Source organism: Nocardia jiangsuensis (assembly GCF_042650385.1).
Classification (GTDB): Bacteria; Actinomycetota; Actinomycetes; order Mycobacteriales; family Mycobacteriaceae; genus Nocardia; species Nocardia jiangsuensis.
Window position 1 is genome coordinate 1 of record NZ_JBHSAX010000028.1, and the last position, 17,704, is coordinate 17,704.

A 17,704-nucleotide genomic window follows, 5' to 3' on the forward strand; every position below is an offset into this window, starting at 1 on the left:
AGGTCGAGTACGTGGGCCGCTCGGACTTCCAGGTCAAGGTGCGCGGTTTCCGCATCGAGCTGGGCGAGATCGACGCCGCGCTGGCCGCGCACCCGACCGTCGACTTCGCGGTCACCGTCGGGCACAGGGCCGAGAACGGCGCTACCACGCTGGTCGCGTACGTCGTCGCCGCGCAGCGGCAGTCGGTCGACGTGGCCGAGCTGACCGCGCACGTGGAGGAGAGCCTCCCGGCGTACATGGTGCCGTCCTCGATCATGGTGCTCGACCACATCCCGCTCACCCCGGTCGGCAAGCTGGACCGCAAGGCGCTGCCGGAGCCGGTCTTCGCGACCGAGGTCGCGTTCCGGGCCCCGCGCACCCCGATCGAGCACACCATCGCCGAGGTCTTCGCCGAGGTGCTCGGCGTGGAGCGGGTCGGCGTCGACGACTCCTTCTTCGCGCTCGGCGGCGACTCGATCGTCTCCATCCAGCTGGTGTCGCGGGCCAAGGCGCGCGGCGTGGTGTTCAGCCCGCGGCACGTCTTCGAGCAGCGCACCGTGGCCGGGCTGGCCTCGGTCGCGGAGACCGCGGACGCCGAGACCACCAGCCAGCCCGCGCTGGACGAGCTGCCCGGCGGCGGCGTCGGCCGGATGCCGCTCACCCCGGTGGTGCGGTTCATGGCCGAGCGCGCGGGCGGCTTCGGCCGGTTCCACCAGATGCTGGCGCTGGAGCTGCCGGTCGGCATCGACCGGGCCGGGATCGCCGCGACCGTCGGCGCCGTCGTCGACCGGCACGACATGCTGCGCGCCCGGCTGCGCCCCGAGGGCGCGGACTGGGTGCTCGAGACCACCGCCCCCGGCTCAGTCGATGTCGACGCGCTCATCGACCGCGTCGAATTCGACGTGGCGGCGAGCGATTCGGACCTGCTGCGGATCGCCGAGGCGGCGGTCGACGGCGCGCTGGACCGGCTCGACCCGGCCGCCGGCATCGTGATCCGCTTCGTCTGGCTGGAGCCCTCCGAGGCGAAGCGCGGCGGCAGGCTGGTCGTGGTCGCGCACCACCTGGTGGTGGACGGCGTCACCTGGCGCATCCTGGTGCCGGACCTGGTCACCGCCTGGGGGCAGCTGTCCTCCGGCGGCACCCCGGAGCTCGTCGCCCCGGCGACCTCCCTGCGCTCCTGGGCGCACGCGCTGGAGCAGCAGGCGAACAGCCCCGAGCGCATCGCCGAGCTGGAGTTCTGGCGCGGCGTCGTCGGCGGCCCCGACCCGCTGCTCACCGACCGGCCGATGGACCCCGCGGTCGACGTCTCCGGCGTGCTGGAGAAGATTCAGGTCCGGGTCTCGCCCGAGGTCACGAAGACGCTGCTCACCACCGTTCCGGCGCTCTTCCACGGCGGCGTGAACGACGGCCTGCTCACCGCGCTCACCCTGGCCACGGCCAAGTGGCGGGCGCGCCGCACCGCCGAGCGCGCCGACTCGCTGCTGCTCCGGCTGGAGGGCCACGGCCGCGAGGAGGAGATCGTGCCCGGCGCCGACCTCTCCCGCACGGTCGGCTGGTTCACCGCCATCTTCCCGGTCCGCTTCGACCTGGCCGGGATCGACGTGGACGCCGCGCTCACCGGCGGCCCCGCGCTCGGCAGGGCGCTCAAGGCGGTCAAGGAGCGGCTGCTCGCGGTGCCGGACAAGGGCATCGGCTACGGCATGCTGCGCTACCTGAACCGCAGCACCGCCGCCGACCTCCCCGAGCAGCTGCCCGGCCAGGTCAGCTTCAACTACCTGGGCCGGGTCTCGGACACCGACGTGCCCGAGGCGCTGCGCGGCTTCGGCTGGATTCCGGCGCCGGAACTCGGCGCGCTGGCCGCGGGCTACGACGCCGACATGCCCGCCATGGCACCGCTCGACCTGAACGCCATCGTCACCGGCGACACCCTGGTCACCACCATCGGCTACCCCAGCACCCTGCTCGACGCCGCCGAGGTGCGCGAGTTCGCCGAGCTGTGGGTCACCGCGCTGGAGGCCGTCGCGCGGCACGCGCAGTCGGCCGAGGCGGGCGGGCACACCCCGGCCGACTTCGGGCTGGTGCGCAGCACCCAGGCCGACATCGAGAACTGGGAGCAGCGCTTCCCCGCGCTCGCCGACGTCTGGCCGCTCTCCGCGCTGCAGGCCGGGCTGCTCTTCCACGCCCGGCTCGCCGCCGGCTCGGTCGACGTCTACACCTCGCAGATCACGCTCACCCTGACCGGCCGGGTGGACAGCACCAGGCTGCGCGCCGCCGCGCAGGCGCTGCTCGACCGCTACGACACCCTGCGCACCGCCTACGTCACCGACGCCGACGGCAACCCGGTCCAGGTGGTGCTGAACAGCGTCCGCGTCCCGTGGACCGAGCACGACCGGTCCGGCGGCGGCGCGGCCCGATCCGGCACCGCCTCCGTCGATGACCTCATCGCGGAGGACCGGGCCCGCCGCTTCGACCTGACCGCCCCGCCGCTGATCCGCTTCACCCTGATCGAGGTGGCCGCCGACCGCTGGCAGTTCGTGGTCTCGAACCACCACATCCTGCTCGACGGCTGGTCCATGCCGCTGCTCATGCGCGACCTGCTGATGCTCTACGCGGTCCACGCCGACCAGGGCGTGCTGCCCGCGGTGCGGTCGTACAAGCACTTCCTGGAGTGGGTCGGCAGGCAGGACCACGCCGCCTCGGTCGCGGTCTGGGCGGACGCGCTGCGCGGCGTCTCCGAGCCGACGCTGCTGGCCAAGCCGGACGCCGGGCGCGAGATCACCGCGCTCTCCGGCGAGTACCTCTTCGAGCTGGACGAGGCCGCCACCGCGCGGCTCACCGGGCTGGCGGCCACGCTCGGCGTCACCCCGAACACCGTGCTGCAGGTGGCGTGGGCGGTGCTGGTCGGCCGGATGACCGGCCGCGAGGACGTGCTCTTCGGCACCACCGTCTCCGGGCGCCCCGCGCAGCTCACCGGCGTGGAGTCGATGGTCGGGCTGTTCATCAACACGGTCCCGGTGCGGGTGCGCTTCGACCCGGCCGAGCCGGTGCGCGCGCTGCTCGCCAGGACCCAGGGCGAGCAGGCCGACCTGCTCGACCACCACTACGTCGGGCTCGCCGACATCCAGGCCGCGGCCGGGATGAGCGGGCTCTTCGACACGCTGGTGGTGTTCGAGTCCTACCCGGTGGACGCCGAGGGCATCCAGGCCCAGGCTGCCGACATCGACGGCATGGCGGTCACGGCGCTGGAGGCCACCGACGCCACGCACTACCCGCTCACCCTGATCGCCCAGCTCGATGCGAAGCTCCGCGTCCGGGCGGGCTACCTGCGCGACCTCTTCGACGAGGGCACCGTGCGCCGGATCGCCGACCGCCTGGTCCGGGTGCTGGAAACGATGACCGCGGAGCCGGATTCGGCCGTCGGTGACATCGCGCTGCTCGACGCCGTCGAGCGCGCCGAGGTGACCACCGGCTGGAACGACACCGCCTTCGACGTGTCCACCGCGCTGGCCGCACAGTACGGCGCCGAACCCGAGCACACGCTGCCCGCGCTCTTCCAGGCGCAGCTGGCGGCCGACCCGGACGCGCCCGCGCTGCAGTTCGAGGGGACAGCCCTGTCCTACGACGAGTTCGCGGGCCGGGTCTTCCGGCTGGCCCGCTGGCTGGTCGAGCGCGGCGTCGGCCCGGAGTCCTTCGTCGCGCTCGGCATGCGGCGCTCGCTGGACCTGGTGGTCGGCATGTACGCCGTCACCGTCGCGGGCGGCGCCTACGTGCCGCTCGACCCGGACCACCCGGCCGAGCGCACCGAGTACATCCTCGCCACCGCCGACCCGGTCTGCGTGCTGACCTCCGGCGACGACCTGGAGATCGACACCGCCCAGGTGCGGATCGACCTGCTCGACCTGGACGGCCTCGACGACACCCCGCTCACCGATATCGACCGGCGCGCCCCGCTGCGGCCGGGCAACACCGCGTACGTCATCTTCACCTCCGGCTCCACCGGCCGGCCCAAGGGCGTCGCGGTCTCGCACGCCGCGATCGTGAACCGCCTCGTCTGGATGCAGGCCGAGTACGGCCTGACCGCCGACGACACCGTGCTGCAGAAGACCCCGGCCACCTTCGACGTGTCGGTGTGGGAGTTCTTCTGGCCGCTGCAGATCGGCGCCAGGCTGGTGGTCGCGCGGCCGGACGGCCACCGCGACCCGCAGTACCTGGCCGAGGTCATCGAAGCCGAGCGGGTCACCGTCACGCACTTCGTGCCGTCCATGCTCGCGGTCTTCGTGAGTTCGATGGCGGCGTCCGCGGGGCCCTCCGTGGTTACGCGGGCTTCCGCCTCCGGGCCTGACGCGCACGCCGCGGCCGACGCCGCCGCGGTCGGCAGCACCTCGCTGCGGCTGGTCTTCGCCTCCGGCGAGGCGCTCGGCCCGAAGCCCGCGCACCGGTTGCGCGAGCTCACCGGCGCGGCGCTGCACAACCTGTACGGGCCGACCGAGGCCGCGGTCGACGTGACCTACCACGAGGTCGCCGACGCCGACACGGTCACCGTGCCGATCGGCGCCCCGGTCTTCAACACCCAGGTGTACGTGCTGGATTCGCGGCTGCGGCCGGTACCGGTCGGCGTCGCGGGCGAGCTGTACCTGGCAGGCGACCAGCTGGCCCGCGGCTACGTCGCGCGGCCGGATCTGACCGCGGACCGCTTCGTGGCGAACCCGCTCGGAACCGATGGCGCCCGGATGTACCGCACCGGCGACCTGGTCGCCTGGACCCCGGACGGCGAGCTGGAGTACCTGGGCCGCACCGACTTCCAGGTGAAGCTGCGCGGCCTGCGGATCGAGCTCGGCGAGATCGAGCAGGCGCTGGCCGGGCTGGACGAGATCGCGCAGGCGGTCGTCGTGGTCCGCGGTGACCAGCACACCGGCGACCAGCTGGTCGCCTACGTGATCCCGGCCGCCGAGCAGCGGATCGACACCGAGGTGGTGCGCGAGGAGCTGGGCAGGCGGCTGCCCGCCTACATGGTCCCGGCGCTGCTCATCGCGCTGGACGAGTTCCCGCTGAACGCCTCCGGCAAGCTCGATCGCCGGGCGCTGCCCGCACCGGTCTTCGAGGCCGCGGTCTTCCGCGCCCCGACCACGCCGGTCGAGGAGATCGTCGCCGACGTCTTCGCCGATGTGCTCGGCGTGGCGAGGGCCGGGCTGGACGACGACTTCTTCGCGCTCGGCGGCAATTCGCTGAGCGCCACCCAGGTGGCGGCCCGGCTGGCCGCCGCGCTCGACACCGACATCGGGGTGCGCGAGCTCTTCGAGGCGTCGACGGTGGCCGCGCTGGCCGCCCGCGCCGAGAGCAGGGCGGGCGCGGGGTCGCGCGCCGCCCTGGTACCGCAGCCGCGGCCGGAGCGGGTGCCGCTCTCGCTGGCACAGCAGCGCATGTGGTTCCTGAACCGCTTCGATCCGGAGTCCTCGGTCGACAACATCCCGGCCGCGGTCCGGCTCTCCGGCTTGCTCGACCGGCAGGCGCTGCAGATCGCCGTCGCCGACGTGCTGGCCAGGCACGAATCGCTGCGCACCTACTACCCGGAGCTCGACGGCGCCGGCTTCCAGCGGGTGGTCCCGACCGGGCAGGTCATCCCCGACCTCTCGCCCGCCGAGGTCACCGAGGCCGAGCTGCCGCGCCGGATCGCCGAGTTCGTCCGCACCGCCTTCGACGTCACCGTCGAGGTGCCGTTCCGGGCCAGGCTCTTCGAGGTCAGCCCCACCGAGCACGTGCTCGCGCTGGTGGTGCACCACATCTCCGCCGACGGCTTCTCCATGGGGCCGCTCACCCGCGACGTCATGACCGCCTACGGCGCCCGCGTCGACGGCGGCGAGCCCGCCTGGCGCCCGCTCGACGTGCAGTACGCCGACTTCGCGCTCTGGCAGCGCGCGGTGCTCGGCCGCGAGGACGATCCGGAATCGGTGATCGCCGCGCAGATCGGGTACTGGACCGAGGCGCTGCGCGGCCTGCCCGAGCAGCTCGACCTGCCCGCCGACCGCCCCCGCCCCGCGGTGGCGTCCGGCCGCGGCGCGGTGCACGCCTTCGCGATCGACGCCGAGACCCACGGCAGGCTGGCCGAGCTGGCCCGCGGCCGCGGCGCGACGCTCTTCATGGTCACGCACGCCGCGCTGGCCGTGCTGCTCGCGCGGCTGGCCCGCGAGGAGGACATCGCCATCGGCACGCCGATCGCCGGCCGCGGCGAGCGCGCGCTGGACGACCTGATCGGCATGTTCGTCAACACCCTCGTGCTGCGCACGCCGGTGGACGCCGGCGCCTCCTTCACCGAGCTGCTCGCCGAGGTGCGCAGCACCGACATCGCCGCCTTCGGCCACGCCGACCTGCCCTTCGAGCGGCTGGTGGAGATCCTCAACCCGGTCCGCTCGCAGGCGCGGCACCCGCTGTTCCAGGTCATGCTCTCGTTCCAGAACACCGGGCAGAACAGCCTGGAGCTGCCCGGGCTCACCGTCAGCGGCGTCGACATGGCGCTGGATGTGGCCAAGTTCGACCTGCAGCTGGTGCTCACCGAGAACGCCGAGCCGCACTCCGGGATCGCGGCCGAGCTGATCTACGCGACCGACCTCTTCGACGCGGAGACCATGCGCGCGTTCGGCAGCCGCTTCACCCGGCTGCTGCGGGAGCTCGCGGCCGAGCCGGATCGTCCGGTCGGCGATCTGCCGCTGCTCGACGAGCGTGAGCGGGAGCTGGCGTTGCGGGGGTGGAACGACACTTCCTACCCGCTGGATCCGGCGGAGACGCTGGTCTCGGCGTTCGCCGCACAGGAGCGTCGCACCCCCGGCGCTGTGGCGATCGTGGATCCGGCGACCGGAACGACCCTGACCTATGCCGAGTTCGGTGCGCGGGTGCACCGGTTGGCTCGTTATCTGGTTGCCGCTGGTGCGGGCCCGGAGCGGTTGATCGGGTTGGCGCTGCGCCGTTCGGTGGATCTGGTGGTCGCCGCGTACGCGGTGCAGGAGGCCGGTGGCGGTTATGTCCCGCTCGATCTGGATCAGCCGGCCGAGCGGATCGCCCACGTGTTGGAGACCGCGCGTCCCGCGGCGGTGCTGACCAGTGGTGATACCGGTTTCACCGCGGACGGTATTCCGGTGTTCGTCCTCGATGGCCTCGCGCTCGACGGCTATGCCGACACTCCGCTGACCGACGCCGACCGGATCGCGCCGCTGCGTCCGCACAATCCGGCGTATGTCATCTTCACCTCGGGTTCGACGGGTCGCCCCAAGGGTGTCGCGTTGCCGCACGCGGCGGTGGTGAATCAGGTTCGGTGGATCACTGCCGAGTACGGCATCGGTGTCGATGATGTGGTGTTGTTCAAGACTCCGGCCACGTTCGATGTGTCGGTGTGGGAGTTGTTCGGTCCGTTGAGCGTCGGTGGCCGGATGGTTGTGGCGAGCCCGGATGGTCATCGTGATCCGGCTTATCTGGCCGAGGTGATCGCGGCTGAGCGGGTCACCATGACCTCGTTCGTGCCGTCGATGCTCAGTGTCTTCGCGAGCACTGTCGAGGCCGCCGGGATCAGTTCCGGCGCGCTGGATTCGCTGCGCGTGGTGTTGGTGGCCGGTGAGGCGTTCACGGCCGACTCGGTCCAGGCTATGCGCCGGGTGTCCTCGGCGGAGCTGCACAATCTGTACGGTCCGACCGAGTTCGCGGTGCACGCTACTCATCACGCGGTGCCTGTCGAGGTCGCGGGTGCGGTGCCGATCGGTCTTCCGGTGTGGAATGCCGAGGCGTATGTGCTCGATGCCAGGATGCATCCTGTTGCCCCGGGTATTGCGGGTGAGCTCTATCTCGCGGGTGCTCAGTTGGCCCGTGGTTATTTCGGTCGTGCGGATCTGACGGCGGATCGTTTCGTGGCGAATCCGTATGGCGGGCGGGGTGCTCGCATGTATCGCACGGGTGATCTGGTGACTCGTGATGGCTTCGGTGCGATCGTCTATCTGGGTCGTACCGATTTCCAGGTGAAGTTGCGTGGTCTGCGGATCGAGCTGGGTGAGATCGAGACGGCGTTGACCGCGCACGAGACGGTCGCCCAGGCCGTCGCCCTGGTCCGCTCCGACGGCCGGACCGGCGACCAGCTGGTCGGGTACGTGGTACCCGCCCCCGGCGCCACCGTCGACCTGGACGAGCTCCGCGCCCACCTCGGCGCGGTGCTGCCGTCCTACATGGTGCCCGCCACCTTCGTCGTGCTCGACGCCATGCCGCTGAACCCGAACGGCAAGCTGGACCGGCGCGCGCTGCCGGTCCCGGTCTTCGAGGCCCGCACCTTCCGCGCCCCGGCGACGCCGATCGAGGAGATCGTGGCAGGCGTCTTCGCCGAGGTGCTCGGGGTCGACACCGCCGAGCGCGCGGTCGGCCTCGACGACGACTTCTTCGAGCTGGGCGGCAACTCGCTGGTCGCCACGCAGGTGGTGGCCAGGCTCGGCGCCGCGCTCGACACCAGGGTGCCGGTGCGGATGGTCTTCGAGGCGCCGACCGTCGCCGCGCTCGCGGCCCGCATGGAGACCACCGCGGGGGCGGGCGGGCGCCCCGCGCTCGCGCCGCGGCCGCGGCCGGAGTTCCCGCCGCTCTCGCTGGCCCAGCAGCGGATGTGGTTCCTCAGCCGCTTCGAATCCGACTCCGCCGCCTACAACATCCCGGCCGCGGTGCGGCTGCACGGCTCGCTCGACATCGACGCGCTGCGCGCCGCGGTCGGTGACGTGATCCAGCGGCACGAGTCGCTGCGCACCGTGTACCCCTCGCGCGACGGCATCGCCTACCAGGAGGTGCTGCCGACCGCGCACGCGATCCCCGCGCTGGACGTGGTCCCGCTGGACGAGGCGGAGATCGCCCCCGCGCTGCACGAGTTCGTGCTGACCGGCTTCGACGTCACCAACCAGCCGCCGGTCCGGCTCCGGGTGTTCCAGGTGGAGCCGCGGATCGACCACAGCCGCTGGCGCGACACCACGCAGGACTACGTGCTCGCCGTCGTCGTGCACCACATCGCCGCCGACGGCGTCTCGATGCGCCCGCTGGTCCGCGACCTGATGGCCGCCTATGTGGCACGCAGCAGCGAGTCGGCGCCGAGCTGGGCGCCGCTGCCGGTGCAGTACGTCGACTACGCGCTCTGGCAGCGCGAGACGCTCGGCACCGAGGACGATCCCGGCTCGCTGGTCGCCGCGCAGCTCGGCTACTGGAAGGCCGCGCTCGCCGGGCTCCCCGAGGAGCTGCGGCTCGGCACCGCGCAGCGCCCGCCGGTCGCCTCCTACCGCGCGGGCACGCACCGCTTCACGGTGCCCGGTGAGCTGATCGAGGAACTGAACCAGCTGGCGCACGCCGGCGGCACCACGCTGTTCATGGTGGTGCACAGCGCCTTCGCGGCGCTGCTCGCCCGGCTCAGCGGGTCGGACGACATCGCGGTCGGCATCCCGGTCGCCGGGCGCGGCGAGGCCGCGCTGGACGACCTGGTCGGCATGTTCGTCAACACCCTCGTGCTGCGCACCGCGGTCGACACCGCGACCCCGTTCAGCGAGCTGCTCGGCCAGGTGCGCGAGCGCGACCTGCAGGCCTTCGCCCACGCCGACCTGCCCTTCGAGCGGCTGGTCGAGGTGCTGAACCCGGCCCGCTCGCAGGCGCGGCACCCGCTCTTCCAGGTGATGCTCTCGTTCCAGAACATGGGCCGCACCTCGCTGGAGCTGCCCGGGCTGCGCGTGGCCGAGCTGGAGCTGGACGCCCCGACGGCCAAGTTCGACCTGCAGCTCACCCTCGGCGAGACCCCGGTCGGCACGCACATCGGCCCGGCCGGGATCCGCGGCGGCGGCGCGGGCGCGATGGACGCCGAGCTGGTCTTCGCGCTCGACCTCTTCGACTCCGGCTTCGCCGACTCCTTCGCCCGCCGGTTCGTCCGGGTGCTGCGCGCCGTCGCCGCGAACCCGGGCATCGCCGTCGGCGACATCGACCTGCTGGACGACGCCGAGCGGCAGACCGTGCTGCGCCGCTGGAACGACACCGAGTTCCCGGTGGACGCCGCGCTCACCTCGCCGGTCGGCGATACCGCCGCCGCGACCCTCGTCTCGATGTTCGAGGCGCAGGCCGCCCGCACCCCGGACGCCTACGCGCTCACCTTCGAGGGGACGAGTCTGACCTATGCCGAGTTCGCGAGCCGGGTGCACCGGCTGGCGCGCTGGCTGAAGCAGCACGGCGTCGGCCCGGAGTCGTACGTGGCGCTCGGCATGCGCCGCTCGCTCGACCTGGTGATCGGGATGTACGCCATCGGCGCGGCAGGCGGCGCCTACGTTCCGCTCGACCCGGACCACCCGGCCGAGCGGATCGACCACATCCTGGACACCGCCCGCCCGGTCTGCGTGCTCACCTCCGGCTCGGACCTGGACAGCGCGCTGGCCAGGCAGGTCCGGATCGACGAGCTGAACCTCGCCGGCTTCTCCGACGCCCCGCTCACCGATGCCGACCGGCACCGGCCGCTGCGGCCGGGCAATACCGCGTACGTCATCTTCACCTCCGGCTCCACCGGCAGGCCGAAGGGCGTCGCGGTGAGCCACGCCGCCATCGTGAACCGGCTGGTCTGGATGCACGCGCAGTACGGCCTCGCCGCCGACGACGTGGTGCTGCAGAAGACCCCGGCCACCTTCGACGTGTCGGTGTGGGAGTTCTTCTGGCCGCTGCAGGTCGGCGCGCGGCTGGTGGTGGCGCGCCCGGACGGGCACCGGGATCCGGTGTACCTGGCCGGGCTGATCACCGCCGAGCAGGTCAGCACGGTGCACTTCGTGCCGTCCATGCTCGCGCTGTTCGTCGCCGAGCAGCGGGCCGCGGAGTGCACCGCCCTGCGCAATGTGGTCGCCTCCGGCGAGGCGCTGCCCGGCGGCACCGCGCAGCGGCTCCGCGAGCTGACCGGCGCCAGGCTGCACAACCTCTACGGGCCGACCGAGGCCGCGGTCGACGTCACCTACCACGAGGTCACCGACGCCGACGTCGACACCGTGCCGATCGGCGCGCCGGTCTTCAACACCCAGGTCTACGTGCTGGATTCGCGGCTGCGGCCGGTTCCGGTCGGTGTCCCGGGTGAGTTGTACCTGGCAGGCGCGCAGCTCGCGCACGGTTACGTCGGCCGCCCCGACCTGACCGGCGACCGCTTCGTCGCCAACCCCTTCGACGCCGGGCGCCGCATGTACCGCACCGGCGACCTGGTGGTGTGGACCGCCGACGGCGAGCTGGAGTACCTGGGCCGCACCGACTTCCAGGTCAAGCTGCGCGGCCTGCGGATCGAGCTCGGCGAGATCGAGGGCGCGCTCACCGCGCAGGTCGCGGTCGCCCAGGCCGTCGTCGTGGTCCGCTCGGACGAGCACACCGGCGACCAGCTGGTCGCCTACCTGGTGGCGAACCCGGACCGGGTGATCGATACCGAGGCCGTGCGGACCGAGCTGACCCGCCGGCTCCCGGCCTACATGGTCCCCGCCGCCTACGTGGTGCTCGACGCCTTCCCGCTGAACCCCTCCGGCAAGCTGGACCGCAAGGCGCTGCCGGCGCCGGTCTTCGAGGCCACGGTGTTCCGCGCCCCGGCCACCCCGGTGCAGGAGATCGTGGCGAGCGTCTTCGCCGAGGTGCTCGGCGCCGACCGGATCGGGCTGGACGACGACTTCTTCCAGCTCGGCGGCAACTCGCTGGTCGCCACCCAGGTGGCGGCCCGGCTCGGCGAGGCGCTGGACACCAGGATCCCGGTGCGCGCGCTCTTCGAGACGTCGACGGTGGCGGCGCTGGCCGCGGCCGTGGAAGGTTCGGCGTCCGCCGCCGAGGGCAAGCGCAGGGCGCCGCTGGTGGCGCGCGAGCGCCCCGAGCTGGTGCCGCTCTCCCCGGCGCAGCAGCGCATGTGGTTCCTGAACCGCTTCGACAACCGCACCGCGGTGAACAACATTCCGATCGCGGTCCGGCTCTCCGGCACGCTCGACGTCGCCGCGCTGAACGCCGCGGTCGCCGACCTGATCGCCAGGCACGAGACGCTGCGCACCGTCTACCCCGAGGTGGACGGCGACGGCTTCCAGCGCGTGCTGGCAGCCGATGACGCTCCGGTCACCCTGGTCGCCGAGCCGGTGCAGGCGGGCGCGCTGCCCGCGCGCATCGTGGAGCTGGCGAGCACGCACTTCGACGTCACCGCCGAGGTGCCGTTCCTGGCGAGGCTGCTCGCGCTGAACGAGCGCAACCACGTGCTGGTGCTGGTCGTGCACCACATCTCCGGCGACGGCTTCTCGCTGCGCCCGCTGCTGCGCGACGTGGTGGTCGCCTACACCGAGCGGACCCGCGGCGAGGCCCCGACCTGGGCCCCGCTGGAGGTGCAGTACGCCGACTACGCGCTCTGGCAGCGCGAGGTGCTCGGCAGCGAGGCCGACCCGGAGTCGGCGGCGGCGAAGCAGATCGGCTACTGGACCGAGCAGCTGCGCGACCTGCCCGACCAGATCGAGCTGCCCGCCGACCGCGCCAGGCCCGAGATCGCCTCGAACGCCGGTGGGCTGCACAGCTTCGCGCTCGACCCGGAGCTGCACCGCAGCCTCACCGAGCTGGCGCGGGCACGCGGCACCACGCTCTTCATGGTCATGCACGCGGCGCTCGCCACCTGGGCGGCGCGGCTCTCCACGAGCACCGACATCGCCATCGGCACCCCGATCGCAGGCCGCGGTGAGCGGGCGCTGGACGACGTGGTCGGCATGTTCGTCAACACCCTCGTGCTCCGCACCGACGTGGACACCGCGCGACCCTTCTCCGAGCTGCTCGAGCAGGTGCGCCGCACCGACCTGGCCGCCTTCGCGCACGCCGACGTCCCCTTCGAGCGGCTGGTCGACGTGCTCAGCCCGGCCCGTTCGCAGGCGCACCACCCGCTCTTCCAGGTGGCGCTGACCTTCGAGGCGGCCTCGGCCGCCGAGCTGGGCACCGTCACCCTGCCCGGCCTCGAGCTGAACGCCGTCGAGTTCGACGCGGGCACCGCCAAGTTCGACGTGCAGCTCACCGTCGGTGCGGCCGCCGACGGCACACTGGCGCTGAGCTGGAACTACGCCACCGAACTCTTCGACCCGGCCACCGTTGTCTCCTTCGCCGAGCGGCTGACCCGGATCCTGCGCACCGTCGCGGACGACCCGGACGTCGTCGTCGGCGATATCGACCTGCTCGGCGAGCGGGAGCGGGTCGACCTCTCCGAGCGCTGGGTGCGCGCCGGAACCGACTCGTACCCGGGCCGCTTCGCCGACGAGGGCGCCACCCTGGTCGACCTCTTCGACGGCATCGTCGCCGAGCACGGCCCGCGCACCGCGGTGAATTTCGGCACCGACACCCTCACCTACTCCGACCTGGACCGGCGCGCGAATGTCCTCGCTCGCAGGCTCATCGAGGAGGGTGCAGGGCCGGAGCAGCTGGTCGCGGTGATCCTGCCGCGCTCGCTCGACCTCGTCGTCGCGCTGCTCGCCGTGGTCAAGGCGGGCGCGGGCTACGTGCCGGTCGACCCGACCTACCCGGCCGACCGCATCGCCTACGTGCTGGCGGATGCGAAGCCGACCAGCGTCATCGTCGACTCCACCGTGCAGGTGCAACTCCCCGCCGGGCTGCCGCGCGTGGTCCTCGACGGGTACGCCGTTGAGGCGGGCGACATCGAGGACGCCGACGACGGCCCGGTCACCGACGCCGACCGGATCGCCCCGCTGACCGCGGGCAACATCGCCTACGTCATCTACACGTCGGGCTCGACCGGCCGCCCCAAGGGCGTTCCGGTGCAGCACGGCAACGTGGTCCGGCTGCTGGCGAACACCGACGCCGACTTCGGCTTCGGGCCGCACGACGTGTGGACCCTGTTCCACTCCTTCGCCTTCGACTTCTCGGTCTGGGAGCTGTGGGGTCCGCTGGCCTTCGGCGGCAGGCTCGTCGTCGTCGACTACTACACCTCGCGCTCGCCGGAGCAGTTCCTCGAACTGCTGCGCGCGGAGCGGGTCACCGTGCTCAACCAGACCCCGTCGGCCTTCTACCAGCTGGCCGAGGCGGACCGGACCGCCGATCCCGCCGCGGCGCCGCTCGCGCTGCGCGCGGTCGTCTTCGGCGGCGAGGCGCTGGAGCTGCGCAGGCTCGGCGACTGGGTCGCCAGGCACGGCGACACCGCACCGCTGCTGGTGAACATGTACGGCATCACCGAGACGACGGTGCACGTCTCCTACCGCCCGCTGGACGCGGCCACCATCGCCACCGCATCGGGTTCGGTCGTCGGCCGGGCCATCCCCGGGCTGAGCATCCACGTGCTCGACGAGCGGCTGCGCCCGGTCCCGGTCGGGGTCTCCGGCGAGATGTACGTGGCCGGAAAGCAGCTGGCCCGCGGCTACCTCGGCCGCCCCGACCTCTCCGCCGCCCGCTTCGTGGCAGGCCCGGGCGGTACGAGGCTGTACCGCTCCGGCGACCTCGCGCGCTGGAACCGCAGCGGCGAGCTGGAGTACCTGGGCCGCGCCGACGACCAGGTCAAGGTGCGCGGCTTCCGGATCGAGCTCGGCGAGATCGAGTCCGCGGTGCTGGCGCAGGACGGGGTCGCGCAGGCGGCCGTCGTCGTCCGCGAGGACCAGCCCGGCGACCAGCGGATCGTCGCCTACGTCGTGGCCGAGCCGGGGGCGACCCCGGATCTGGACGCCGTGCGCACCGGCGCCGCCGAGCGGCTGCCCGCGTACATGGTGCCGTCCGCGCTGGTCCGGCTGGAGTGGATCCCGCTCACCGTGAACGGCAAGCTCGACCGCCGCGCGCTGCCCGCCCCCGCGGCGCAGGCCCGCGCCTTCCGCGCGCCGGTGACCCCGGTGCAGGAGGCGATCGCCGCGGTCTTCGCCGAGGTGCTCGACCTGGACCGGGTCGGCGTCGACGACGACTTCTTCTCCCTCGGCGGCAACTCGCTCATCGCCACCAGGGTCGCGGCCCGCATCGGCGCCGCGCTCGGGACGACGGTGCCGGTGCGCACCCTGTTCGAGGCCGCCACCGTCGAGGCGCTCGCCGCCCGGGTCGAGTCGCACACCGGCGGCCCGGAGCGGGCTCCGCTCATCGCCCGCCCGCGCGGCGACGCCCTGGTCCCGCTCTCCTTCGCGCAGCAGCGCATGTGGTTCCTGAACAAGTACGACACCGCCTCCGCGGCCTACAACCTGCCGATCGCCATCCGGCTGACCGGCACGCTGGACGTGGACGCACTGCGGCTCGCCGTCGCCGACGTGGTCCGCAGGCACGAATCGCTGCGCACCCGCTACCCGGAGCACGGCGGCACCCCGACCCAGGTGATCGTCCCGGTCGAGGAGGTCGCGCTCGACCTCGCCCCGGTCGCGGTCGATGCCGGTGCGCTGGTCGATGCCGTCACCGCCTTCGTCGGCACCGGATTCGACGTGGCCGAGCAGGTTCCGCTGCGGACCAGGCTCTACCGGGTCGCGGGCGACGAGCACGTGCTGGTGGTCGTCGTGCACCACATCGCCGCCGACGGCTTCTCGGTGGGCCCGCTGACCAGGGACGTCATGGTGGCCTACACCGCGCGCACCCAGGGCAGCGATCCCGGCTGGACGCCGCTCGCGGTGCAGTACGCGGATTTCGCGCTCTGGCAGCGCGAGGTGCTCGGTGCCGAAGAAGACACCGCCGACGGCGGCTCGATCATGGCGCGCCAGGTCTCGTACTGGCAGCGCGCGCTGGCCGACGTCCCGGACGAGATCACCCTGCCCGCGGACCGCCCGCGCCCGGCCGTCGCGAGCTTCCGCGGCGCCACCCTGCACGACGAGATCCCGGCCGAGCTGGTCGCCGGGCTGGAGGAGATCGCCCGCGCCCGGGGCGCCTCGCTCTTCATGGTCGTGCACAGCGCGCTCGCCGTGCTGCTCGCCCGGCTCTCCGGCACCGACGACATCGCCATCGGCACCCCGATCGCGGGCCGCGGCGAGCAGGCGCTGGACGACCTGGTCGGCATGTTCGTCAACACCCTGGTGCTGCGCACCGGGATCGAGCCGGGCGATTCCTTCGCCGAGCTGGTCGGCAAGGTGCGCCGCACCGACCTGGACGCCTTCGGCAACGCCGACGTCCCGTTCGAGCGGCTGGTCGAGCTGCTCGCGCCGGAGCGCTCGCAGGCCCGCAACCCGCTCTTCCAGGTCATGCTGGCCTTCCAGAACCTGGACCGCGGCACGCTGGAGCTGCCGGGGCTCTCGGTCTCCGCGCTCGACCTGGACGAGGCGGTCGCCCGCTTCGACCTCCAGTTCACCCTCGCGCAGAACAGCGCGGGCGGGCTCGCGCTCGGCCTCACCTACGCCACCGAGCTGTTCGACGAGGCCACCGCGGCCGCGTTCGTCCGGCGCTGGCTGCGGGTGCTCACCGCGGTCGCCGCCGACCCGTCGATCGCGGTCGGCGGGATCGACGTGCTCGATGCCGACGAGCGCGCGGACCTGGTGTCGCGCACCGGAACCCCGGCGCTCGCCCCGCGCCCGCTGCCGGAGCTCTTCACCATCGGCGCGCCGGAGGCGCCCGCGGTGGTGTTCCGCGGCGAGACGCTCACCTACGCCGAGCTGGACGAGCGTTCGAACCGGCTGGCCAGGCTGCTCATCGCGGCCGGTGTCGGTACCGAGGACCTGGTGGCCGTCGGCATTCCGCGCTCCGCGGACTCGGTGCTCGCGGCCTGGGCGGTGGCCAAGACCGGCGCCGCCTTCGTCCCGGTCGACCCGAACTACCCGGCCGAGCGCATCGCGCACATGGTCACCGACTCCGGATCGCCGCTCGGGCTGACCGTGCGCGAGGTCCGCGAGGGGCTGCCCGAGTCCGCGCGCTGGCTGGTGCTCGAGGAGCTGGACCTCACCGGGTGGGACGGTGCGCCGATCTCCGATGCCGAGCGGCTGCGGCCGCTGCGCCCGGAGCATCCGGCCTACGTCATCTACACCTCGGGCTCCACCGGTGTGCCGAAGGGCGTGGTCGTCACGCATTCGGGTCTGGCCAACTTCGCCGAGGAGCAGGCCGAGCGCTACGCCCTCGACGCCGATTCGCGCGCCCTGCACTTCGCCTCGCCGTCCTTCGACGCCTCCATCCTGGAGTTGCTGCTCGCCCTGGCCCGCGGCGGCGCGCTGGTCGTCGTCCCGCCCGGGGTCTACGGCGGCGACGAACTCTCCGAGCTCATCCGCGCCCAGCGGGTGACCCATGCCTTCATCACCCCGGCCGCGCTGGCCACCTTCGACCCGAGCGGGCTGGACACCCTGCGCGTGCTGGTCGCCGGCGGCGAGGCCTGCCCGCCGGAGCTGGTGGCGAAGTGGGCGGTCCCGCTGGCGGACGGCACCGTTCGCGCCTTCCACAACGGGTACGGGCCCACCGAGACCACGATCATGACCAACATCAGCGCTCCGCTGGTGCCCGGTGAGACGGTGACCATCGGTGGCCCGACCAAGGGTATGCAGTCGCTGATCCTGGATTCCCGGCTGCGGCCGGTTCCGGTCGGTGTCGCGGGTGAGCTCTACCTGTCCGGCATCCAGCTGGCGCGCGGCTACCACGCCCGTCCCGGGCTGAGCGCCGAGCGCTTCGTGGCCAACCCCTACGTCGACGGGGCGCGGATGTACCGCACCGGCGACGTGGTGCGGTGGACCCGGACCGGCGAGGTCGAGTACGTGGGCCGCTCGGACTTCCAGGTCAAGGTGCGCGGTTTCCGCATCGAGCTGGGCGAGATCGACGCCGCGCT

At 72.8% G+C, this 17,704-nt stretch carries 1 protein-coding gene; it reads left to right on the forward strand.

All coding sequences use genetic code 11. The features are described from left to right. On the forward strand, positions 1–17,704 hold a 17,704-nt coding region (locus ACFO0B_RS28515; protein WP_378616286.1), incomplete at both ends, for a non-ribosomal peptide synthetase.